Raw genomic sequence first — 22,989 nt, 5'->3', positions numbered from 1 at the left:
ATGACAGACAGTGTACTATTCAATTTGCAGTTCGTTATTTTTTGAGATTAGGTGAACAAAACGGATGTACCGGATGGAAGCCATTTTACAAAAAAAGACGAGGCAGTCCATCAATGGGCTTGACGGCAAACCATAACTGATCGAAACGATCCAATACCCATGGGAAAGTGTACAACGGGCGGATGATTATGATTCGTCTTGATTTCGATTGCCCAGAATGGTGTATTAAACGAGTATGACGGTTATCGGCTACCGATCCAAACAACCTACAACAAAGGGGAGTCCTACACAATGAAAAAATGGGGTTCGTTAACACTGATGCTGATTCTGACCATGCTGGTCATTGCAGCGTGCGGTAACAGCTCAAATACAGCAACAACCGGCAGCGGTTCTGACCAGTCGGCAACAAGCAATGAAAGCACTACATCGTCTTCCAGCGCTCCTACACTGGAATCGGTAAAAGCAAGCGGTAAACTGCGTATCGGTACAGAAGGCACGTATGCGCCATTCACATACCATGACGAAGCGGGTAAACTGACTGGCTTTGACGTGGATATTGCAACAGAAGTGAGCAAACGTCTGGGCGTAGAACCAGAATTTATCGAGACTCAATGGGATGGCATGATCGCTGGTCTGGACGCAAACCGTTTTGACACAGTGTTCAATGAAGTAGGAATCACGGAAGAGCGTCAACAGAAATACCTGTTCTCCGATCCGTACATTTCTTCCAAAGCGGTTCTGATCGTGAAAGAAGACAACACCGACATCAAAGCATTCACCGATTTGAAAGGTAAAAAATCCGCTCAGTCCCTCACCAGCAATTTTGGTAAAATCGCTGAGCAAAACGGTGCTGAACTGGTATCCGTAGACGGTTTCCCACAAGCGGTTGAGCTGCTGGCTTCCGGTCGTGCGGATGCAACGATCAACGATAACCTGTCTTTCCTCGATCTGAAAAAGCAACAGCCTGACGCTCCGATCAAAGTCGTAGCAGAAGAAGCTGATGCTTCCCAGAGCGGTGCGATCTTCAACAAAAGCAGCCAAGATCTGGTTGACGCTGTAGATAAAGCACTGAAAGATATGGTTGCTGATGGTACGTATCTGAAAATCTCCGAGAAATATTTCGGTGAAGATGTTTCCAAATAATGATTCCGGTTTATAACTGAACAGCAATGCCGGTTCCGATATCTTGATGATCATAAGCGATCATCAAGATATCGTGCTTTCCGGGCATAGTTGAGAAGCAACACATACAAATGATCCATTGCAAACATCATGATTCAGGGAGGACGGAAGATGACCGATCGGCAGATACAAATTGTTATTGATTCTTTTTGGCCGCTGCTCAAGGCAGGGCTGATGTATACACTGCCGCTGGCGCTGGCATCCTTTGTGCTGGGCCTGATTGTGGCAGTACTGACCGCACTGGCGAGAACGTCCAATGTGCGGATTTTGAATTTTATTGCTCAGTTTTACGTATGGATTATCCGTGGTACGCCATTGCTGGTGCAATTGTTTATTATCTTCTATGGCTTGCCAACGGTAGGCATTGTATTACCGCCATTTGTGGCGGCTTTAATCGGCTTTACGCTCAGTGTTGGTGCGTATGGCTCCGAGATTGTACGCGCGGCGATTCAGTCGATTCCGAAGGGACAATGGGAAGCAGCGTATTCCATCGGTATGACACGAGGACAGGCGCTGAAACGGGTCATATTGCCGCAGGCAGCTCGTGTATCCGTGCCACCACTGTCTAACTCGTTTATCAGTCTGGTTAAGGATACATCGCTGGCATCCAGCATTACGTATATCGAGATGTTCCGACAATCGCAACAAATTGTGGCACGTACGTATGAGGCACTGATTCTGTATTGCGAAGCGGCAGTCATTTACCTGATGTTCACATCGGTACTATTCGTCGTGCAGAGCCTACTGGAAAAACGACTCAGCCGTTTCTCTGCGCAATAAACGGCTTGCAAAGGAGGAAATGATCCATGATGCTGGAAATACGTAATTTGCATAAAGCCTTCGGTTCGCTGGAAGTACTCAAGGGAATCGATGTTGATCTGGAAAAAGGAAAAGTACTCGCTATTATCGGACCGTCTGGTTCGGGTAAAACAACGCTACTGCGCTGCATGAATCTGTTAGAGATTCCAGATCAGGGAACATTAAAGCTGAGCGATCAACAACTGGACTTTCAACAGGGTCGTAAACTGACTACACGTAATGTAACCGAGCTGCGCAAGCGCACGGGTATGGTATTCCAGTCGTACAATCTGTTTCCACATAAAACGGTGGTCGAGAATATTATGGAAGGCCCTGTAGTCGTACAGAAGAAGGATCGCAACAAGGCGCGTCAGACTGCCAATGAACTGCTGAACAAGGTTGGATTGGGCGACCGTGGTAATTATTATCCGCATCAACTATCCGGCGGTCAGCAGCAGCGCGTCGGAATCGCTCGTGCGATGGCGATGGAGCCCGATGTACTGTTGTTCGACGAACCGACCTCTGCACTTGATCCAGAGCTGGTCGGTGAAGTGCTGCGAGTAATCAAGCAGCTGGCGCTGGAAGGTCGCACGATGGTCATCGTAACCCACGAAATGAAATTCGCTGCCGATGTGGCGGACCATGTGATTCTCATGGATAACGGCGTTATTATTGAGCAAGGTCCACCGCAACAGGTGATTAATAATCCGCAAACGGCGCGTGGTCAGCAATTCATGAATCGCATCAATGGGGAAGATATTTAAAAGTATGCTTCTCATCGAAGGATTCGTTTGAATGGACAGCAACACATAGTTGACTCATTCGGATAGACAAGAGCACCCTTGATGATAAGGGTGCTCTTTTTATATGGATTGATAATAGGTGGTACCGAATAGATGCAATTGCTCCACCAGCTGTGTTAACAATGGATCGGCATAATGATGCGGCGCCCATTGTATCAGCAGGGAGCGCTGTATGGCATCCGGTAATCTTTGTAGATGAAAATACTGTTGCCAATCCTCGGACAGACTGTTGGCAGGAATGACGGTAATGCCTTCAAGCGCCTTGGTCATCGCTAGTGTGCTGTGAATGGTGTCGACCTCCATTACCTGCTGTACAGTGATCCCTTGGTGTCTCAAATAAGGCGTAATCCATTCCTTGCATCCAGATAGAGGCATCACAAATGGATATTGCGTTAGATCTTCAATTGCTATGGGAAGAGAGAGGGTAGGAGAACAAACCAATACATACTCATCCTTTAATAGCGACTTGGTATGAAAGCCTTATATTCGCTGTTGTTCCGCTGTAATGATCAATCGAGTGCCGGACATTTTGTACAGGAAGATCAACCTGAGCAGGTGTTGGATGAGATGAAGCGATTTTTTATAACTAAGGAAAATGAGATGGATTAGCAGGGCGAGCCGTAGATATACAAAAGGTTTCTATTGCTTTTTATCCAAATTCATTTCTGTTTTACCCTTATAGACTTGAAATGCTGAACAAAATTATTAAATATTTTGCCGAAATTTTAGACGTGTTCAGCCGATATATGGAACCGAAGTCTGCTGGTATGCCCACATATTGTTGTTTGGTTAAACAAAGCGGGTTAGTCACCATGTAAGCGTGACAATTTTTGTTGGTAAATACCGTACAAAAGCTGGATAATTGCCCGCTTTTTCGTTAATATAACTGTTGAACACATCAATTAGACCAACTTCAATCATTGGGAGGAATGGGATTTATGGGGAAAGTCAGAGTAGCAGTAGTAGGTTGCGGCAGTATTTCGGAACGCCGCCATATTCCAGAATATGCAGTAAACCCGGATGTGGAACTGGTCGCTTTTGCTGATCCGGTTGTAGAGCGTGCACAGGGTTATGCTGATTTGTATAATGCCAAAGCATACAGTGATTACAAAGAGCTGCTCGCGGCTGGTGGGTTCGACGCTGTAAGCGTATGCACACCAAACGGACTGCATGCGGAAGTAGCGATTGCAGCTGCTAATGCTGGTGCGCATGTACTGGTAGAGAAGCCGATGGCAGTGTCTGATGAGGAAGCACAGCAAATGATCGCTGCTGCCGAGAAAAACAATGTATTTCTGATGGTTGCACACAACCAACGTCTGATGCCTCCACATCTGAAAGCCAAAGAAGTGCTGAAGCAGGGACATCTGGGACGCGTGCTTACCTTCCGTACAGCATTCGGTCACGGTGGACCAGAAGGCTGGAGTATTGATGGCAAAAACAGCTGGTTCTTCCGCAAAGGCGAAGCTGCCATGGGCGCGATGGGCGATCTGGGTGTACATAAATCCGATATGATCCGCTGGTTGCTGGACGATGAAGTTGTTAGCGTAAGCGCATTTATTGGAACATTGGATAAAAAAGACACCGATGTCGACGACAATGCGATCTGCTTGCTGCGTATGGGCAGTGGCGCGATTGGCTCGCTCGTTGCTAGCTGGACCTCGTACCGTGGTGAAGATAATGGTACAGTGCTGTGGTGTGAAAATGGTGTGATGAAAATCGGAACCGATCCAGTGGATCAGGTTATCGTTGAGCTGAGAAACGGAACGGTAGAGCGCTATCAGGTGGGTGAAATTGCTACCAACGAGAAACAAGTGACTAGCGGTATCGTGGACGAGTTCATTGGTTCTATCACCAACAATGTAGCACCAACCATCTCCGGCGAAGAAGGACGCAAATCGCTGAATGTTATTTTGGCTGCTTTCCGTTCGCAAGAAGAAGGACGTACAATCGAACTGTAAGGTGTAAGGTGTAAGGTGTAAGGTGTAAGGTGTAAGGTGTAAGGTGCAAGGTGTGTTGCTATGGTTTTTATAAACGGTAAGCAATATGATGCTCTTACACCTGATCATCCTTTATAAATATGGAACGAAGAAAAGCTGCTATTCCCGCATATGATGCTGAGGAATAGCAGCTTTTTGTTTCATATCATCGTTTGTTGTCTAGCTGTTACGAAAGAGAAAGAGAGTACCTGTATTGCTATCTCTACAGCGACCTCAAGCTTGAAGACTATTCCACAATGAAGGAGAAAGTGATCAAGATTGATCGTATGCCGTTTTCGGCTTGTTCATATGTGGACCGTGGTATACGGCAGTTGCACCGGTAGCTGGTGTCAGCGTATCTTTTTCACGATCCTGTGTAGTCAAGGCTTCTTCTGCATCCAACTCGTCTTCACTGATTTGACCGGACAGCACTGCCTTCATGCGTTTGGTATCCAGCATGCCTTCCCACTTGGCAACCACAAACGCAGCTACACAGTTCCCCATCAGATTGGTAAACACACGCATCGTATCCATAAATCGGTCTGCACCCAGCAGCAGTGCGACAACCGCAACCGGAAAGGCGTTCAATGCCGCAGCCGTAGCGGATAATGCTAGAAAAGCAGAGCCGGGTACGCCAGCCATACCTTTGGAGCTGAGCATGAGTACAGCCAGAATCGTCAGCTCCTGCACCAGCGTCAGCTCGATACCGACCGACTGCGCCAGAAATACAGTTGCAAGCGACAGATAGATGGATGCACCGTCCAAATTGAATGAATACCCCGTTGGCACCACCAGCCCGACAACCGCGCGGTTACAGCCAGCGCGTGTCAGTTTGTCCATCATACGCGGCATTACTACCTCGGATGACGCAGTACCGATGGCAAGCATTACTTCAGAACGAGTATAGCGTACGAATTGCAGCAGGTTCATGCCTGTGATCCACCATGCAGCCAAGCCAAGCACAACAAGGAACAACAGCGCCGATGCGTAACAAGCGATAATCAGCATACCGTAGGATGCCAGTGTGGACGCGCCGTATGCGCCAACTGTATAAGCAATCGCTCCAAATGCACCGATTGGAGCAAGCTTCATAATATAACCGATAACGCGGAAGATCAGTTCCATAATCTGATCCACCAGTGTCAGTACGTTTTGCTTGAGTGTACTTTCGCTCGCCGCGAGTGCGGTACCGAACAGACATGCTAGCAGCAAGACTTGCAGCAAGGCATTCTGGGCAAAGGCATCGACGGCACTGGTCGGAATAATATTCAGAAGAAAATCTACTGTATGCGGCAGCTCAGCACCACCAGTTTTGGCAGCAACCGCATTTGGATCAAGGCTAGCTGGATCAATATTCATGCCTTCACCCGGACGCAGCCATTTAGCAGCAACCAGACCAAGCACCAGAGCAACAGTCGTTGCCAGTTCAAACCAGAGGATTGCTTTTAGACCGATCCGACCGACCGCCTTTAGATCGCCTGCTTTAGCGATACCAGCGACAACAACGACGAAGATCAGTGGCGCAATTAGCATTTTGATCAGTTTGATAAATCCGGTTCCCAGCGGTTGCAGCATTTCCCCAAAGTTGGGCCAGATCAGACCAACTCCGATACCGATCGCCACCGCTACGATAATTTGGAAAAATAGGGATTTGAAAAATGACATAATAAACCTCCTCCAAAATGAACTGCTAATACTCACTTCATCCGTGCTACCCACCATGCCGTTTATGCTGTAACGTATACTGCCGCAGAAGCAAGATAACGCCAAATCGCAATCCCAAACAAAGGAGCTTATTCTTTTTGATGTAAATAATCTTCTCATCATACAGCGTCATTTGAATAATTTGAATCTCATGTAGCTTTTTATAACATTTCAATTCGGCGTATAACAGTGAATTTGTCATCTTTTAATACAATGCACAATCCATAATGCAAAAATTGAATCATGATACAAAAAAATAACGAACAATACGTGAAAAATAATCACATACTGTTCGTTATTAGCACATAAAATATAGGTGGATAGCTGGAGTCATTACATAATCTATGGTAAAATATTCAAAGCGAAGCGGGATACTGACATCCTATGTACAGCCTGTCTTTGCTCTATTCTAAACTGAAATGGAGGGTATACTGCCCATGGCACGTACCACAACACAAAAAGCAATACGTAAAGCACAGCGTAGCGGTCAGCTAGCGCCAAACTTGGAACGCAAAATGAACAATAATTATGCGGAAATCTCTCAACACACTCGAATCAAACCCGGCAAACAGGAAAAACTACAAAAGATCAAGCACAAGAAGCGGATTCTGCGAGATGATGCTTCTTTTTTGTTGCCTACCGCTTAGATTCCTCCTGTTCACACATCGAAGCTCATCCCAACGCATTAGTTAAAACGTCGAATCCCCGGTATACATAAGCCAATCATGAGCAAAGCAATCCCTGTGCTACCGAACAATGTAATTGTCCAGATACCGCCCATATGGTCAGCCAGCCATCCTACAAGCAAATAACCGACCGGCAACAAGGCAAACGAACCAAGCATATCCAGACTGACCACACGACCGAAGCTCTCCGTCGGTACCAGCTCCTGTAAGCTCGTCTCCCAGACAAGTGCGAACATCATCATACCGAATCCTTCCAATACCATGACGCCGATCAACAGCGGCGGTGAGGACACAACCGTCAGCAGCAACAGCGCAATGCCGCTCAGCAGAGCACCGCCATAACCAATCCAACCACGCCTTTGCCAGCGGCTACGTGAACCGAATACGATAGCGCCCAGTACTGCACCTGCACCGACACCCGCCATCGCCAGCCCATAAATGACTGGTGTGAAGCCATAATTTACTTTGAACAGCCATGGAATCAGCACCACAATAATACCCTGATAACAAATATTCAGCAGTGAGAAGATCACAATGGTAATCCATAACCACTGTTGTCCCATCAGAATGCGGAATCCTTCCATGAAGTCCGCCCACAGGGATGGTCCGTTTTCTGCACTTGCCGTTGCCTGAGCTGACGATGATGTGCTCGCAGCGGTCGCCATCTTTTTCCGATGCGCTGATACGAAGTGTTTGCTCAGTGCAATAAAACAAAGAAGCGATAGCAGATACGTCAGTGAATCCAGCGCAAATCCGCTTGCCGCTGAGGCGAACGTGATGATTAATCCGCCAAGCGCCGGTCCTAGCAGTCTGACTGCCTGAATACTCATCTGACTAAGCGCATTCGCAGCATTGCGAATATCCGGTGTGAAGACTTCAGCTCGCAACGCAGAATAGGCAGGATTGAAGATACCATCCATCAATCCGTACAATGCCAGTGCCACATACAACAAAGTCATCGACAGATGACCGGTAAAGATCAGAATCGCCACCGTCAGCATTAAGAGAAAGCGTACCGTATTGGTGAACATCACAAGTCGAATGCGGTCGGTGCGGTCTACAATCCAGCCCGATATAGGCAAGATGATCACATTGGGCAGCATGTAGATCGTCATTGCCAATCCCATTAACGTCGCCGAGCCGGTCAGATTATAAATGACAATCGGCAAAATGATCATCGTCACTGAGCTGCCCAGCACTGCGATCAATTGCCCCAGCCACAAATACAAAAATGCTTTGGACTGCCGCAACGGTTGTAGCAATTGCTGAAATGCAGAGGAGGCGGGCAGCTCCTCCATTGGTAATGCAGAATTTCGTTTCATCGTGTGATTGATCTCCTTCCGAATCACTGTAACCATTTACATCCATTGAAGTGTATAGCGTATCCACCGAATTGACAATGCTTGAATACAGGATTGCCCAGAAATACTAGCAGAAAAGAGTATCAGAGAATAGTATTACAAGCGCATCATCAAAAGCCCCTGCCGCGAATGAAATCGGACAGGGGCTTTTGATCGATGAATTATCCTTTTTGAATCTCCGTTTGTGGTACGTCCGCAGCTTGCTGGCGATCCAGATACTGATCGAATACGAACGGTCCGAATGGTAGCACGGAAGCAATAAGGCCCAGAATCGCTTGCTTGATGGTTAGTTTGCGCAGAATCAGTGTCAGCAGAATTGCAGCCACATAAGCAACAAACAGAACCCCGTGGATCATGCCCACATATGTAACCGCCAACGGCATATTGGCAAAATACTTGAGCGGCATCGCGATCAGCACAAGCAGCAGATAAGAGACCGCTTCCACATGACCGACCAGACGCAGCGTTTTCAGGATATTCCCCATTCTTCATGGCTCCTTTTGGCAGGCGTACCTGCAAAATATAATGAAAATGGCTTTAATTTTAACTATTCAAATATAACGTATAATGCCGCAGGATGGGGGACGCTAAAGTTACAACTTTTTGAACCTATTTTGCTCGACTGTACACGTATGATGTTTACATTGATACCTTTCTTCCATTGGCATTACTAGACGTTCTATATCATCTGATCAATTGTAAATTTTGTGTAAAATCATAAGGCAAAAGGCAGCTATTTTTACACTAAAACACACCCTTTATACGCCTCTTTTCCCATCATTTAGGTAGCGTATTGGAGTTTCTTTAACGCTGTGTAAAATTTAAAAAAGTCGCTAAACTATATTATAAAATGTCCGATAAATAGGAATGCTACTCATTCATAAGTTTTTCATCGGAGGCATCATTGCATGAAGGTCAGAACAAAACTCATCGCTATTCTTATCATCCTTGTCGGCGCAATTATTGGTACGGGAGCTTTATCGGTTGTTACCATCACTCAATCCATTCAACAAAGCAATCTGTTACAGAGCAAAATGGAATTGCAACAAAATATGAAGCAGCTTGAATTTGTACTTGCTGGTTTGTCTAATGATGAGCGCGGTTATCTGCTCACTGGCGATAACGATTATGTAGAAGGCATGCAAAAGAAGATCAAGCAGATTCAATCCACGCAGACGCTTGTTCAGCAATCATCTGCCTCGGCTCCGTATACATCAGATATTCAAACGATTGATTCTACATTCACCAAAATTCTGGATCTGAATGCTAAATTGCTGTCACTTCGTCCTACTGATCTGACAGCAGCCGAAAGTGTACACTTCGGCGAAGAACGCTCACTGCGCAAGCAGGTGCTCGGTCCAGCAGTTGATAACGTAGTCAGCCTGCTGCAAACGGAAGTGCAGCAACTCAAACAAGCTTCCGATCAGCAGGCGCATCAGCGTAACTTTATTTTGCTGGCGGTTATCATCATCGCTTCACTGGTAGGTATTATTTTAGGCATTCTGCTGCTGCGCTCTATTTTGAAGCCGCTGCATTTGCTGAATTCGCAGATGAATGCGATCGCGGAAGGCGAAGCTGATCTAACACGCCGTATTGATATTCGTCAAAAAGATGAATTTGGTACGTTAGCAGAGAGCTTTAATCGTTTTGTCGCTTCTCTGCGTGATATTGTTAGCCAGATCGGTGCATCGTCAGAGATGGTAGCCGCTTCTGCGGAGCAATTTTCCGCTAGTGCCGGTCAATCCAAAGCCACCTCTGGTCAGGTGGCGGAGTCGATGCAGGTAATCGCTGACAAAGCGGGACACCAGACCCGTCAGTTAGAACGGAATACCGCTGCTCTGCAAACCTCACTGGATAAGCTTAGTGCCATCACTGTCAATACTACTTCCATGGCGGACTTCTCACGCACGATGCGCGATCAGGCAGAATCGGGAGAGCAATCGATCAGCAAGGTTGGGCAGCAAATGAACTCAATTAATCATTCGGTCCTGCAAACGGATCAAAGTGTCGATACATTGGCAAGCCATGCTGCTCAGATTGATACGATGACTACACTCATCAATCAGATTGCAACTCAAACGAACCTGCTTGCTTTAAATGCTGCCATTGAAGCAGCACGTGCGGGTGAACACGGCTCCGGTTTTGCCGTTGTTGCAGATGAAGTGCGCAAGCTAGCAGAGCAATCTGCGGATGCTGCCAGCCAAATCAAGGAGCTAGTAGTACGCATCCAGACAGAAACACAATCTGCACAATCTTATATCCAATTGGTCAAAGAAGAAGTGCATACTGGTACCGAACTGACAGGTACTACTGTTCAACAATTCCGTCAGATTGTCACAGCAGCTGAACAGATTTCCGGTCAAACGCGTCAGATCGCTGATAATGCTGTCCAGATGAACCGCGACTTTACCGATTCATCGCTCATGCTGCAAGAAGTGAATGCTGGTACACGCGACATTTCGGGCAGTACAGAGGAAATCGCTGCCGCAACCGAGCAACAACTCGCATCCAGCGAAGAGATTCTGCATTCGGCAGCTTCGTTGACTACACTGGCAACCGAGCTGCAAACGCTCGTTCACCGCTTCAAAGTAGCTGAATAAGTTTCCTCTAAAATATGTATAAACGAAAAGACAGGCAGCCGCTACTACGGTGCCTGTCTTTTCGTTGATCATACGATGAATCCGTTGTGAAACCATCCTGAGTACATCGTAAATCCTTCATAAATATGTCTGTGTCAGCTTAACGAGTATGGGCAATCTTTACATCTGGCTCTGTGTCGGCTTCATAATCGACGCCATCTGTCTCAAAGCCAAACAGTTGGAAAAATTCTTTGCGGAAGCCTTCCAGATCGGTCAACTCGTATACATTTTCGGTACGCAGCGCATCCCAGATTTTCGCGACTTCCTCTTGCACATCGTCGCGCATTTCCCAATCGTCCAAACGCAGGCGGTCTTTTTCATCCACTGGCGTTTCGCCTTCGGTATACAGACGCTCTGCAAACATACGGTACATTTGCTCAATACAGCCTTCATGTACACCTTTTTCCTTCATTACTTTATAAAGGGCGGACATGTACAATGGTACAACTGGAATAGCCGAGCTGGATTGAGTGACCAGTGCTTTACATACAGCTACATACGCTTGACCGCCTTTGGAACCAAGCTTCTCGTTCATGCTGCGTGCAGTTGCTTCCAAATGATCCTTCGCTTGACCGATGGAGCCCTGACGGTAGATAGCTTGTGTAATATTGGAACCGATATACGAGAATGCTACAGTAACCACATCATCTGTCAGTACATCGGCTGCGCTCAATTGATCGATCCATGATTTCCAATCGTCGCCACCCATTACGCGAACGGTCGCATCGATTTCTTCCTGCGAAGCTGGTTCGATGCTGATCTCACTCACATCACCGGTGTGGAAGTTAACAGTTTTGTTCGTGTACGTTTCACCGATGGGCTTCAGAACCGAAGTAAATGTCTCGCCTGTATTCGGATCGGTACGACGAGGTGCAGCTACACTGTAGATCACCATATCGACTTTGCCGAATTCGGCGCGGATGGCTTCGATCGTATCGGCTTTCAGTTCATTCGTAAACGCATCACCGATTACGCTGAACGATTTCAGCCCTGCTTCTTGTGCTGCCTGTTCAAATGCAGCGGAATTGTACCAGCCTGCGGATGCCGTGCGTCCTTTGACAGAAGCGCCGTCGCGGTAAACACCAATCGTGTTAGCCCCTGCACCAAAAGCAGCTACAATGCGTGCCGATAAACCGTAACCGGTCGATGCACCAATAACGAGTACATTGCGTGGACCTTTTACAGCGGGTTGAGATTTTACATATTCAATTTGTTCCTGCACCTGACGTGCACATCCATCGGGATGAGCCGTTGTACAAATAAAACCGCGTGTTCTTGGCTTAATAATCATAATCTATAGTCCTCACTTTCGTATCGTTCCCTATCATGAATCAATCGTATACATACCTGCTTATTGTAGCATTTTTTGCGTTAGCTGGCATCTGGGAAGGAAGATACCTCTTGCCATACGCGGGGAAATGTTCTATATTAAATTTAGTAATTGATCAATCACTAAAATATAGTAGGAGGTTTCGCATGAAAAAGTTAAGTGCAACCTCAGTCAATCGACGCAATGAGATTATTGCCGCTGCGATTAAAGTCTTTGCCGAAACTGGGTATTACCGTGCTACAACCGCACATGTAGCCGAACGAGCAGAGATTTCGCAGCCCTATGTATTCCGCTTTTTCTCAACCAAGGAAGCGTTATTGATCGGTGCATTGGAAACATCATGGATGCGTATCAAGGAAGCATTCCAGCATATTATTCAAGCTACTGCACCAGAGCAGCTAGAGCAGAAACTAATAGAAGAATATGCTCGCATCATGCAGGAGCATCGTAACGAGATTGTACTGCAAATGCAAGCACAAACCATTCAAGAGCCTGCTGTGCTTGAAGTGATGCAGCGTAATTTTCGTGAAGTACATCAAGTAGTCGTACAGGCATTTACCGATGCAGGTATTGCTCATCCATATGATCGTACGTTATTGTTTCTGGCAAGAGGCATGTTGTGCAATATTTCCATGTCGCTAGATCTTCCAGAATTGATGCACAGTGAGCTGCGTGAGCATCAATAACCTTCTCGTGTGCCTGATAGGACCATGCAAACCGTTTGATGATTGATCCTGTCAGGACACGAAGGGGAAGGAATATATTTTTTTGTATATTTGTAATTGATCAATTACTAACAAAACAACTTTTCATTTTCTACTCTATGTTGATTTGTTTATTCTACTTGGCTTTTCTCTTTTATATGGTTTTTTTCTTCGACATGATATCCGGTTGAGTAACAAATACTTATTTATAAAGGAGCAATTAAGATGAATATGTACAATAAACCAGCCAAGCCGTCCAAACCATCTACACAATCTGGACTATCTAGAATACCTAGAGTATCTCATAGGTATGACGTACAGGAGCATCTGCGTACGAATGACCATGCTGATTCTACACAGCGTTACACGTACCAGCCGATTTCATCTGCACTTGTAGTTGGTGCAACGGGTGGAACAGGCAGAGTCATTGTCGAAGAATTACTGCGCCGCGAGATTGCTGTGATTGCCTTTGGACGTTCCTCTACCAAGCTTCAGCAGATGGCAGCTGAGTTAGGTGATCCGGCATTGCTGTACTGTTATGCAGGGGATGCTTTTCAGACAGAGGAGGTGCAGAAGGCGGCAGAGGGAGTGGAGGTTATATTTCAGTGCGCATCTGTTCCTTATCACGAAATGAATGATCGCCAGTTGCCCTTGGGACAATCGGTATTGCAAGCAGCAGAGACATTGGGTATCAAGCTTGTTGTCGTAGATGGCATTTATCCCTACAGCATTCGTTCTAGCGACGAACCGATTACCGAGGATTATCCCAAACATCCGCCTACTGTCAAAGGTCGCACCAAGCTGGCGTTAGAGCAATTGATCTTTGATGCTCGCTGGCAATCGCTGCAAGCGATGATTGTACGATTGCCTGACTATTATGGTCCATCTGCTAATCAAGCATCGTATATATTTTCTACATTGCAATCCATTGCAGACGGCAAAATTGGCATGTTCATCGGTAACACTACGATCGCGCGCGAATATGTGTATTTGCCGGATGCTGCTCATATGATCGTAGAGCTGGCATGTCGCGAACAAGCATATGGACAGAACTGGCATATTCCATCCGCAGGGCCGATTCATGGTAAGGCGTTGATCGCTTTAGCAAGAGAGGCTGCACACAAGGGCAGTAAGCCTGTTATTCCACTTGGAAAATGGTCGTTACAGCTGCTAGGTACATTTGTACCGGTGATGAAGGAAATTGTAGAGATGCTGTATTTGACTGAAAAGCCATTGCTGCTTAGTGGTCGTAAATATGAGCAGCATATCGGAGACATTCCACGTACTTCCTATGAAGAAGGAATAGCGATTACGATTCAGCATCTCCAACAGTAAGTGATCAATAACTTACTTCTTTTGAAAATATAAAAAAAGAAGTTTAACATATATGTAGGTTGGTTAACTATATATCAGAGATTGGTTTTACAAAATCTAATGAAAAAATAATTAAATAGTATTGCAATCTTCTTTAATTAGTGGTATATTTGATTCATGAAGTTACGAAGAGGTTATAAATAACCTATCGAAAGCTAATTACAAAATATAAATAGTGAAGAGGAGCCATTACCATGAGTACAAAATTTAGTAAAATCCTGATGTCCACTGCTTTAGCCGCAAGTCTGGGTGCTGTAGCCGTAGCTGTTCCAGTTGGAGGTAGCCACGCATACGCTGCAACAAACGATCAAACAAACCACGACAAACGCAAAGACAAAGAAGAACGCATCGCTGATAACAAAGCATTCTTGGATGCACAAACTGCTGAGTTCAACCGTCTGTTCGGTACAGAAGAAGACAGCACTACAACAGAACAACAACCTGCTAATTCTCCAGCAACAACTGAATCAACTACTACAACCAATAACAACTCAATCACTGTTGTCGTTCCACAAGGTGCCAGCCTTTCCGACATCGCTGCTCAATACGGTATCACTGTAGACGAACTGGTTGCTGCCAACAACCTGCTGCCTGCTGGAACTCAATTGACTATTCCGCAAAAATAAGAACGAAATAAGATTTTATCTTTTGTCCCATCCCATATTCCTATTCAAGATCGGCCAAAAACCCCAGGTTACGCTGCATCTGCCAAATGTAGCATAGCCGTTCATATAAAAAAGCTGACGTCCTCCCCTGAACGTCAGCTTTTTTGTGCATGTATGGGATTGAATAACGATGAAGGAGCAGATCAGCGGACCAGATAAGAGGTTGTCAATGGAACGAACAATACCGAACCTGGATCATAGTCTGTACTTTCTACAAAGACAGCTTTTACACCTTTGACATCGATATCCACACCTGTCATCCCTGCATCCGCAGAAAGGGAGAACGTTTTGAGTACGGTTCGATTCTCATCGTACACATTGATTTTTTGATTGCCACTGAGTAGAGCCATTTCCAGATGGAGCGTACTGTATTTGTTGTCAGTCATGACTTGGAAATCGCGATACGATTCTGGTTTATTGTTGATGTATACCTCTTTGTAGTCTTTGCCTTTGTATACCGTTTGGGCAGGGTCTTTGGTGCGAAGTTCCGAGCTTTCCATTGCCGATGAACCAAGTTCACTCAATGTTTGTTTACTGGATGAAGGGGTAGTCGTTGAACCACCGCCAGTGCTACCACCAGATGTGCTGCCACTGCCGATGTTAATGGAAGCATTAGCGCCATCATAATTGACTGGAATGTCCATCAGTTGACCGACGGCACGAACAGGTAGGTACGTTGTACCGTTGTATGTGATAGGGAGAACCTTTTTGCCATTCGCATCGGTAAGCTGAGCAGCATTACCGTTGACTTTAAACGAAAGCGTGCTGTTTAAATAAGCGCGGATGGGCTCCAAGCCTGTTGCCGCAAGCGCACCTGTTCCGATACCCAGTGTTAATGTAGCAGTAACAAGAAGCATAGTGCCTTTTTTAATCATTATTCTTCCTCCTTAAACGAGTTGAGTTCAGACTTGACTGCAACTACGTAGAACAAGTACAGATTGGAATAACGCACGACAGAATGGGGATATGTAGTATGCGATCATGAGAGTGTGTTGTTAGGTGTATGTAAAAAGCAGCAAGTCGGATACTTTATATTTACATAGGGCTGTAAGCCTTGTCAATTGCTGATAGCAAGGCTTCAAATCTGCCATAATAGGTATCGAAGATAGGTATTATTGAAGGGAAATATTCATAAATGAGATATAGCGTATAAAAATAAATTTGTATACGTAGAATCAAGCAGAGATAGAACTTGCAGAATGGTCTATATTCTATATAGCAAATAGAACAATATCAGAGGGAAATCTATACTAAATTAAGAGGTAAGAGGTAAGAGGTAAGAGGTAAGACGTAAGACGTAAACATATACTTGTACGCACGATGAACAATAAAACAACGGAGTACGCTGCAAAAAGCGTACTCCGTTGTTGAATCATAATGTATATTACATGTTCATTTAGTGCTGGGAAGGAGGGTCTTTTTTCAGACCTTTACCGAGTCCCTTCATGAAGCGCAATCCGAATCCAAGCGCACGCTGAATGTCAGGATCTTTTAGTGCGCGAAGCATCGTCATCAGACCGATTTTTTCCGTTTGTGGACGAGCGGCTTCTTGTAGACCCTGCTGTACACTGCCCATCAGCTGGGATGTTTGTGCCGGATCAACGGCAGTTAATGCACCTGCCGCCGCCATCCCGTTATTGATCAGGTTGGTCATTTCCTTGCGAGAGACCTGTCCGAGGATAATCTCGGCGATCTCGGCTTTGGCTTTGAGCATGGACTCGGCGGCACCAAGGATGCCGCTACTCTCCAATTCACGCAGAATGGAGAGTGAGCGTTCCAGCGCAGCATTCGATTCTGCCAGCTGTTTTTGCAGCTGGTCAATCGTCTGCTGTTGTTGTTCCTGCTCGGTTAGTACTTTTTTGCGAATCGTTGTAATCGGCGCAGCCATAGCAATTCCTCCTTCACAAATCATGGATTAACTGAAATTACATATCCACCAGTGGAACGAAGTCTGGGCGATCCCATTTGCGCTGTACTTCGACACCATTTTGCGGATGGCGCTTTTTGTAGCGTGGGTTGATTTCCGGCAGTGGGTTCACACCTTTGACATTCAGAATTTGCATCCGTACTTTGGTTTGTTTGTATGCAGGTGTATGGGTACGAACATCGACCGCAGAACCAGTCAACAGATTGACGGCAGTTTCATGGCTGACTGAGTGCATCGGCACATAGATTTCTTGACCGCGTACTCGATCCGTAATAACGGCGCGCAGCTTGATAGCACCATATGGTGATTCCAAGCGTACGAGCGTACCGCTTTCGATGCCGCGTGCTTCTGCCAATTCTGGTGATACTTCGACGAATACTTCAGGCAGCTTGCGATTGATGCCTTTGGATTTGTTCGTCATATTGCCTTCATGGAAATGCTCCAATAAACGACCATTGTTCAGTGTCAGGTCGAATTCGGCAGGATATTCTACCGGTGGCACGTAGTCAACGAGCGAGAAGCGTGCTTTTTTGTCTGGGAAATAGAATCCATCGGTATACAGCAATGGTGTATGTGCACCATCTGCCGCGCCCCATTGGAAGCTACCCCAGCCTTCCAGCACATCATAATCGCACTGGGAGAAGAATGGTGTCAGGCTCGCCATTTCGTCAAAGATCTGGGATGGGTGAGTATATCCCCAGTCAAAGCCGAATTTTTTCGCCAGCTCTGTAGTGATCCACCAGTCTGGTTTGGAATCGCCCAGCGGCTCTAGTACTTGATACAGGCGCTGTACGCGACGCTCGGTATTGGAGAAGGTGCCGTCTTTTTCCAGCGATGGTGCAGCTGGCAGAATCACATCAGCGAATTGAGCTGTTTTGGACAGGAATACGTCTTGTACAACGAAGAATTCGAGTTGTGACAGCATTTCGTGTACATGATTGACGTTGGAATCGATCCACGCCATATCTTCACCGACGAGATACATAGCTTTCATTTCGCCGCGAGCAATACCGTCTACCATAGCGATATTGTCTTTACCCGGTGTTGGAGAAATGGCTACGCCGTATGCTTTTTCAAACTTGGCACGCGCCAGATCGTTCGATACGTGCTGATAACCCGGCAGCCAAGGTGGCAGTGAACCCATATCGCATGCACCTTGTACGTTGTTGTGTCCACGCAGCGGGTAAGCGCCAGCGCCCGGACGCATGTAGTTGCCTGTAGCAAGCAGCAGGTTGGAGATGGCTGCGGACGTATGCGAACCAGCGATATTTTGCGTTACGCCCATTCCCCAGCAAATGGCAGTGCCGTCAGCATCGCGAATCGCTTCGGCGATAGAGATCAATTCTGCCTGCGAGATGCCAGTAACCTCTTCGGCATACGCAAGTGTATATTTTTCGATCAATTGCAGATAATCTTCATATTGATTCACATGCTGCTGGATAAATTCCGGCTGATGCCAGCCTTGTTGAATCATATAGTTCGTAATCGCTGTAATCCAGACGAAATCCGTACCTTGTTTTGGACGGATAAACAAATCCGAACGCTCTGCCATCTCATGCTTACGCAGATCGGCTACGATCAGCTTTTGACCATGCAGTTTGTGAGCACGTTTGATACGAGTTGCCAATACGGGGTGACCATCAGCAGGTGCACAGCCAATCAAAATAACCAATCCAGCAGCAGCGATGTCTTTAATCGAACCAGCGTCGCCACCGATACCAACGGTAGACATTAGACCGTCAGAAGCAGGGGATTGGCAATAACGGGAGCAGTTGTCCACGTTGTTCGTTTCAAATACCTGACGTGCCAGCTTTTGAATGACATAGTTTTCTTCATTCGTAATTTTGGATGAGGAGATAAAGCCGATTTTGTCGCTACCGTGTTCCTGACGAATGGCGGTCATACGCTCTGCCACATAGCTGAGTGCTTCATCCCATGTTGCTTCGACAAATTCGCTGCCTTGACGAATCAATGGTGTCGTCAGGCGTTGTTCGCTATTCACGAAGTCCCAGCCGAATTTACCTTTGACGCACGTGGAAATGGCATTGACGGGTGCATCGTGGGTAGGCTGCACTTTCAGAATCTCGCGACCTTTGGTCCATACTTCAAACGAGCAACCGACACCGCAGAAGGTGCAGACGGTTTTTGTTTTGCGTGTACGAGTGTCGCGCATCGCGGCTTCCACTTCAGAAATGGCGAAAATACCGCTATAGCCCGGCTCCACTTCTTTGATCAGGTCGATCATCGGATCAAGCATTTCTTCGCCGATACCAGACATAAAGCCAGCCTGACCGAGCATCGTTTTCTCCATCAATGCGTTACACGGACAGATCGTTACGCACTGACCACAGCTGACACAGGAGGATTCGTTAATAGATACACCCTCATCCCAGATGACGCGCGGACGGTCGGCTTCCCAGTCGATCGACAGCGTTTCGTTTACCTGTAGATTTTGACAGACTTCTACGCACTGACCGCAGGCGATACATTGGTTCGGGTCATAACGATAAAAGGGGTGGGACATGTCGACTTCGGTGGTTGGTGCTTTGGGCTTGTACGGATATTTCTGATGCTCGATGCCCATCGCTTCTACGGTATTGTGCAACGTGCAGTTGCCGTTGTTATTATCGCAAACTGTACAATACAGCATATGATTTTCCAGCAAACGATCCATACCTTCAGTTTGGGCAGTCTTGGCAGACAGTGAATCGGTTTGAACTTCCATACCGGATGTTACTGGTGTAGAGCAGGCACGCACCAGCTTGCCGTCGATCTCAACAATGCACGTATCGCAGGTCTGGATCGGATCAACTTCAGGCACGTAACATACTTGAGGATGTTGAATTTCGGCAAGATTGATCGCTTGCAGCACGGTCATACCGGGCTGTGCTTCATAGGACTGGCCGTTAATGGTGAGCTTGACGGATGTCGAATTGTTCATGCAGAAACTCCTTTGTTGTCGGATTACATCTTGATGATGAATAGCAAATAAATAGCGCATCAGCCGATTAAGGGTAATGTAAGCGTATTCGATGCACTACAATGGGAGCACGCTTTTACCATTGATATACCCTAAATATCATAAACAACGGCTAATATAAGGAAAATATTTATATTATTTTCCTTATTGTGAGTGGAAATAAGACCATTTCATAGAACGATGGTACACATTGTCCATCTATCATCGGATTGTCGCGCGTATCCTTAGAAAGGGTAAAAAAGAGAGTCAAGTACAAGGAAAAGGCATAAAAAAACTCCACCTTAAAATCGATGCCTGTACAAAAAACAAGCAGCAAGTTTAAAGTGGAGTAATGAATCAGCAATGACATACTGATCAATCAATCCGATTGGTTTGACGAAAATGTGACCAAAATTCATTATACTCTTCTTTTTTTGAAATTCAAGACACAAGTTGTTCAAACCTAACATTGGCAACCGATAATAAGCAAAGAGTGTTGCAGACCGTAGGATTCATTGATTTCGGGGCTTGAAATTCAAAAGATGAGGTGTATGATCAGTAACAGAGAATCAAGGGGGAACAGGTATGAAAAGAGAATCTGCTTTTAACGATATCGTACGCAAAGTGCGCAAAGATACATTTGGCAAAGGACCAGAACGTATTCACACAACCTTTGTTGATAATATGGCGATTACGAAGATGTGGGGCAATTTTACACCTACCGAAAAGTTTATTGCTGGAACCGAAGAAGGGAAGGAAATGGTGCATCGCGCACGTACTCAAATGGTGCAGCGATTGTACGATCAGCGCATTCCCGATGGATTAGAGGAACTGTGCGGTTCAAAGCTAGAGCATCTGTTTACCGATATTAAAGTGGAGGATGACTTCGCTATTTCCGTTTTTATCTTTGAAAAAAATATTGAACAGGGATGATCATGATGAAGCCGGAATTAAAACATCAGCGCAGCATTATCCGCTATGAGAATGGAAATGTACACGAACGACAGGACAGCGTAGTCTCAGAGCAGCCCATTACCGTCAAGGTGAATGGGGAAGAGTTTGTGACGCTAGTTTGTACACCGGAGCATATTGAAGATATGACCGTCGGCTTTCTGACTTCGGAAGGTGTGATCCGACGGTATAGCGATATTCAGGAACTATGGGTACAGGAGCAAGAAGGGTATGTGCATGTACGTACCGATCGCTGGAATCCCCAGCATCGTCAGCTGTTTACGAAGCGTTATATTACGTCATGCTGTGGGACAAGCCGTCAAGGCTTTGTCTTTGTGAACGATGTACGAACAGCGAAGCGTATGGATGAGGTGCGCGTACGGCTGTCATTTGAGCAATGCTTTGCGTTGATGGAGCAAGTGCAGCAAAGCGCCGAACTATTTCAGCAGACCGGTGGTGCGCATACAGCAGCGCTGTGTGATCCAAGCGGTATCATTTTGGCACGTAGCGATATTGGGCGTCACAATGCACTGGATAAAATTTATGGCTGGTGTCTCAAAAATGAAATGGACCCGCGCGGCAAAATTATTGCCTTCAGCGGACGCATCTCTTCGGAAATTCTGACCAAAGTATCCAAAATCGGCTGCGAAATTATTTTATCCAAGTCAGCACCGACCGAACTAGCATTGGATCTTGCCGATCATCTTGGTATTACGACGGTCGGTTTTATTCGTAAAGGCAGCTGCAATGTATATACGCATCCCCAGCGATTGCAGGAATATGCGGACAAGGATCAAAGCTCTGTGCTATTCTAAAGGGAAACCATTGTGCATGATCTATTCATATTCATTTTTATATAGAATGACAAAAGATAAAGGATCGCTATCAAGCGAAGATTGGGGGAGAGACGATGACTACCTATGATCAACATAACCGTATACTGCGTGACTTACGGATCTCCGTTACCGATCGTTGCAATTTCCGCTGCCGGTATTGCATGCCGGAAGAGATTTTTGGCAAAGATTATGAATTTCTGCCAAACGATAGCGTATTGAGTGAGCAGGAGATTGGACGGATCGCAGCGATCTTCGTCTCGCTTGGTACACGCAAGCTGCGCATCACTGGCGGAGAACCGCTGCTGCGCAAAGATTTGCCTCGTATCATTGAACGACTGTCGGCACTGGATGCTGACGATCTGTCATTGACGACTAACGGCAGTCTGCTGGCACGCAAGGCAAAAGAGCTGAAGGCGGCAGGTTTACACCGGATTACGGTTAGTCTGGATAGTCTGGAAGACGATATGTTTTTGCGTATGAACGGTGGACGAAGCCGGGTGAAACCAGTATTGGATGGCATTGATGCTGCTGCCGATGCCGGTTTGCAGGTCAAGATTAATATGGTCGTACAAAAGGGATTTAACGAAGAAGCAGTTGTACCAATGGTAGATTATTTCCGTGAACGCGGTCATATTTTACGTATGGTTGAATATATGGATGTCGGCAATACGAATGGATGGAACCGTCAGCATGTAGTCAGCAAGCAAGAGCTGCTGGATCGCATCGGGCAGCATTGGCCGCTGGAACCGCTGGCACCGAATTATAATGGTGAAGTAGCTACCCGCTATCGGTTTCAGGATGGCAAGGGCGAGGTTGGCTTTATCTCTTCCGTTACCGAAGCGTTTTGCTCTTCCTGCACGCGTGCGCGTTTGTCGGCGGAAGGCAAGCTGTATACCTGCTTATTTGCGACGAAAGGTCATGATCTCAGACAGTTGCTGCGCTCCGATCTGACGGACGAACAAATCTCTGAAGCGGTTAGTGCGATCTGGAATGGTCGTCATGACCAGTATTCGCTAGATCGTGGCAGCAATCAGCCGATGAACAAGGAAAAAGGTAGCAAAGTGGAAATGTCCCATATTGGTGGATAGGAAATA

19 protein-coding genes and 1 pseudogene are annotated in these 22,989 nt (G+C 46.2%); 12 read left to right on the top strand and 8 right to left on the bottom strand.

From position 1 onward, the window contains the following. Positions 1-291 precede the first annotated feature (291 nt). The 3 genes from ABXR35_RS13140 to ABXR35_RS13130 all read left to right on the top strand — a co-directional run bounded on the left by ABXR35_RS13140 (position 292) and on the right by ABXR35_RS13130 (position 2,744). Positions 292-1,143, top strand: a complete 852-nt coding sequence (locus ABXR35_RS13140) for an amino acid ABC transporter substrate-binding protein (RefSeq protein WP_367060674.1) — start codon at positions 292-294, stop codon at positions 1,141-1,143. A gap of 150 nt (positions 1,144-1,293) precedes the next feature. Next, a complete protein-coding gene (locus tag ABXR35_RS13135) occupies positions 1,294-1,962 on the top strand; it encodes an amino acid ABC transporter permease (protein ID WP_367060671.1) in 669 nt (222 codons plus the stop codon). A gap of 29 nt (positions 1,963-1,991) precedes the next feature. Continuing rightward, the gene (locus tag ABXR35_RS13130; RefSeq protein ID WP_367061425.1) at positions 1,992-2,744 is read left to right on the top strand and encodes an amino acid ABC transporter ATP-binding protein; all 753 of its coding nucleotides are present in this window, start codon (positions 1,992-1,994) and stop codon (positions 2,742-2,744) included. A 99-nt stretch (positions 2,745-2,843) separates the two neighbouring features. On the opposite strand, the pseudogene ABXR35_RS13125 reads toward ABXR35_RS13130, so the two are convergent. Then, a pseudogene (locus ABXR35_RS13125) lies at positions 2,844-3,251 on the bottom strand (LysR family transcriptional regulator substrate-binding protein); the annotation flags it as partial. Between the two features lie 470 nt (positions 3,252-3,721). On the opposite strand from ABXR35_RS13125, the gene ABXR35_RS13120 reads away from it, so the two are divergent. Next, positions 3,722-4,741, top strand: a complete 1,020-nt coding sequence (locus tag ABXR35_RS13120) for a Gfo/Idh/MocA family protein (RefSeq protein ID WP_367060669.1) — start codon at positions 3,722-3,724, stop codon at positions 4,739-4,741. A 291-nt stretch (positions 4,742-5,032) separates the two neighbouring features. On the opposite strand, the gene dctA is transcribed toward ABXR35_RS13120, so the two are convergent. Continuing rightward, positions 5,033-6,424 (bottom strand): C4-dicarboxylate transporter DctA, encoded by a 1,392-nt coding sequence (dctA, locus tag ABXR35_RS13115; protein WP_367060666.1) that lies wholly within the window; start codon positions 6,422-6,424, stop codon positions 5,033-5,035. Between the two features lie 476 nt (positions 6,425-6,900). On the opposite strand from dctA, the gene brfA reads away from it, so the two are divergent. Continuing rightward, positions 6,901-7,110 carry a ribosome rescue factor BrfA gene (brfA, locus tag ABXR35_RS13110; protein ID WP_367060663.1) on the top strand — a complete coding sequence of 70 codons (210 nt, stop codon included), beginning with the start codon at positions 6,901-6,903 and terminating at the stop codon, positions 7,108-7,110. Between the two features lie 38 nt (positions 7,111-7,148). Here the strand turns inward: brfA and ABXR35_RS13105 are convergent, their stop codons facing one another. After that, complete coding sequence (locus ABXR35_RS13105) at positions 7,149-8,447, bottom strand: MFS transporter (RefSeq protein ID WP_367061422.1); 1,299 nt, start codon at positions 8,445-8,447, stop codon at positions 7,149-7,151. Positions 8,448-8,671: 224 nt separating this feature from the next. After that, positions 8,672-8,995 carry a DUF3817 domain-containing protein gene (locus ABXR35_RS13100; protein ID WP_367060661.1) on the bottom strand — a complete coding sequence of 108 codons (324 nt, stop codon included), beginning with the start codon at positions 8,993-8,995 and terminating at the stop codon, positions 8,672-8,674. A gap of 423 nt (positions 8,996-9,418) precedes the next feature. Here ABXR35_RS13100 and ABXR35_RS13095 point away from each other — a divergent pair, with 423 nt between their 5' ends. Next, positions 9,419-11,110, top strand: coding sequence for a methyl-accepting chemotaxis protein (locus ABXR35_RS13095; protein WP_367060658.1), 1,692 nt, complete (start codon positions 9,419-9,421; stop codon positions 11,108-11,110). A gap of 139 nt (positions 11,111-11,249) precedes the next feature. Here the strand turns inward: ABXR35_RS13095 and fabV are convergent, their stop codons facing one another. Further along, entirely contained in the window at positions 11,250-12,440 is a 1,191-nt protein-coding gene (gene fabV, locus ABXR35_RS13090; protein ID WP_367060656.1) for an enoyl-ACP reductase FabV, read from the bottom strand. A 185-nt stretch (positions 12,441-12,625) separates the two neighbouring features. Between fabV and ABXR35_RS13085 the strand changes: the two genes are divergently transcribed. The 3 genes from ABXR35_RS13085 (at position 12,626) to ABXR35_RS13075 (ending at position 15,183) form a co-directional block, all read left to right on the top strand. After that, entirely contained in the window at positions 12,626-13,165 is a 540-nt protein-coding gene (locus ABXR35_RS13085) for a TetR/AcrR family transcriptional regulator (protein ID WP_367060654.1), read from the top strand. A 396-nt stretch (positions 13,166-13,561) separates the two neighbouring features. Then, positions 13,562-14,518, top strand: coding sequence for an SDR family NAD(P)-dependent oxidoreductase (locus tag ABXR35_RS13080; protein ID WP_367061420.1), 957 nt, complete (start codon positions 13,562-13,564; stop codon positions 14,516-14,518). Between the two features lie 233 nt (positions 14,519-14,751). Beyond that, complete coding sequence (locus ABXR35_RS13075) at positions 14,752-15,183, top strand: LysM peptidoglycan-binding domain-containing protein (RefSeq protein ID WP_367060651.1); 432 nt, start codon at positions 14,752-14,754, stop codon at positions 15,181-15,183. A gap of 182 nt (positions 15,184-15,365) precedes the next feature. Here ABXR35_RS13075 and ABXR35_RS13070 read toward each other — a convergent pair whose 3' ends face one another. The 3 genes from ABXR35_RS13070 to fdhF form a co-directional block, all read right to left on the bottom strand. Beyond that, complete coding sequence (locus tag ABXR35_RS13070) at positions 15,366-16,097, bottom strand: stalk domain-containing protein (protein ID WP_367060649.1); 732 nt, start codon at positions 16,095-16,097, stop codon at positions 15,366-15,368. A gap of 521 nt (positions 16,098-16,618) precedes the next feature. Further along, positions 16,619-17,110 (bottom strand): helical membrane plugin domain-containing protein, encoded by a 492-nt coding sequence (locus ABXR35_RS13065; RefSeq protein WP_367060646.1) that lies wholly within the window; start codon positions 17,108-17,110, stop codon positions 16,619-16,621. Positions 17,111-17,147: 37 nt separating this feature from the next. After that, positions 17,148-20,090 carry a formate dehydrogenase subunit alpha gene (gene fdhF / locus ABXR35_RS13060; RefSeq protein WP_367060644.1) on the bottom strand — a complete coding sequence of 981 codons (2,943 nt, stop codon included), beginning with the start codon at positions 20,088-20,090 and terminating at the stop codon, positions 17,148-17,150. Between the two features lie 603 nt (positions 20,091-20,693). Between fdhF and ABXR35_RS13055 the strand changes: the two genes are divergently transcribed. The 3 genes from ABXR35_RS13055 to moaA all read left to right on the top strand — a co-directional run bounded on the left by ABXR35_RS13055 (position 20,694) and on the right by moaA (position 22,983). Beyond that, the gene (locus tag ABXR35_RS13055; protein WP_367060641.1) at positions 20,694-21,041 is read left to right on the top strand and encodes a Na-translocating system protein MpsC family protein; all 348 of its coding nucleotides are present in this window, start codon (positions 20,694-20,696) and stop codon (positions 21,039-21,041) included. 5 nt (positions 21,042-21,046) lie between these two features. Next, a complete protein-coding gene (gene fdhD, locus ABXR35_RS13050; RefSeq protein WP_367061418.1) occupies positions 21,047-21,874 on the top strand; it encodes a formate dehydrogenase accessory sulfurtransferase FdhD in 828 nt (275 codons plus the stop codon). Between the two features lie 95 nt (positions 21,875-21,969). After that, positions 21,970-22,983: a GTP 3',8-cyclase MoaA gene (gene moaA / locus ABXR35_RS13045; RefSeq protein ID WP_367060638.1), complete on the top strand. Its 1,014-nt coding sequence runs from the start codon at positions 21,970-21,972 to the stop codon at positions 22,981-22,983. Positions 22,984-22,989: the final 6 nt, after the last annotated feature.

Origin of the sequence: Paenibacillus sp. JQZ6Y-1 (assembly GCF_040719145.1) — a bacterium.
Classification (GTDB): Bacteria; Bacillota; Bacilli; order Paenibacillales; family Paenibacillaceae; genus Saccharibacillus; species Saccharibacillus kandeliae.
The sequence above is the reverse complement of the archived record's forward strand: the minus strand, read 5'-3'. Positions and strand labels throughout refer to the sequence as shown.

Bases quoted from the DNA above. Each gene is read 5' to 3' on its own strand.
- ABXR35_RS13120 (WP_367060669.1), top strand. From the start codon at position 3,722: ATGGGGAAAGTCAGAGTAGCAGTAGTAGGTTGCGGCAGTATTTCGGAA.
- moaA (WP_367060638.1), top strand. From the start codon at position 21,970: ATGACTACCTATGATCAACATAACCGTATACTGCGTGACTTACGGATC.
- ABXR35_RS13075 (WP_367060651.1), top strand. From the start codon at position 14,752: ATGAGTACAAAATTTAGTAAAATCCTGATGTCCACTGCTTTAGCCGCA.
- ABXR35_RS13130 (WP_367061425.1), top strand. From the start codon at position 1,992: ATGCTGGAAATACGTAATTTGCATAAAGCCTTCGGTTCGCTGGAAGTA.
- ABXR35_RS13140 (WP_367060674.1), top strand. From the start codon at position 292: ATGAAAAAATGGGGTTCGTTAACACTGATGCTGATTCTGACCATGCTG.
- ABXR35_RS13085 (WP_367060654.1), top strand. From the start codon at position 12,626: ATGAAAAAGTTAAGTGCAACCTCAGTCAATCGACGCAATGAGATTATT.
- fdhF (WP_367060644.1), bottom strand. From the start codon at position 20,090: ATGAACAATTCGACATCCGTCAAGCTCACCATTAACGGCCAGTCCTAT.
- ABXR35_RS13095 (WP_367060658.1), top strand. From the start codon at position 9,419: ATGAAGGTCAGAACAAAACTCATCGCTATTCTTATCATCCTTGTCGGC.
- brfA (WP_367060663.1), top strand. From the start codon at position 6,901: ATGGCACGTACCACAACACAAAAAGCAATACGTAAAGCACAGCGTAGC.
- ABXR35_RS13070 (WP_367060649.1), bottom strand. From the start codon at position 16,097: ATGATTAAAAAAGGCACTATGCTTCTTGTTACTGCTACATTAACACTG.
- ABXR35_RS13135 (WP_367060671.1), top strand. From the start codon at position 1,294: ATGACCGATCGGCAGATACAAATTGTTATTGATTCTTTTTGGCCGCTG.
- fdhD (WP_367061418.1), top strand. From the start codon at position 21,047: ATGAAGCCGGAATTAAAACATCAGCGCAGCATTATCCGCTATGAGAAT.
- dctA (WP_367060666.1), bottom strand. From the start codon at position 6,424: ATGTCATTTTTCAAATCCCTATTTTTCCAAATTATCGTAGCGGTGGCG.
- ABXR35_RS13065 (WP_367060646.1), bottom strand. From the start codon at position 17,110: ATGGCTGCGCCGATTACAACGATTCGCAAAAAAGTACTAACCGAGCAG.
- ABXR35_RS13100 (WP_367060661.1), bottom strand. From the start codon at position 8,995: ATGGGGAATATCCTGAAAACGCTGCGTCTGGTCGGTCATGTGGAAGCG.
- ABXR35_RS13055 (WP_367060641.1), top strand. From the start codon at position 20,694: ATGAAAAGAGAATCTGCTTTTAACGATATCGTACGCAAAGTGCGCAAA.
- ABXR35_RS13105 (WP_367061422.1), bottom strand. From the start codon at position 8,447: ATGGAGGAGCTGCCCGCCTCCTCTGCATTTCAGCAATTGCTACAACCG.
- fabV (WP_367060656.1), bottom strand. From the start codon at position 12,440: ATGATTATTAAGCCAAGAACACGCGGTTTTATTTGTACAACGGCTCAT.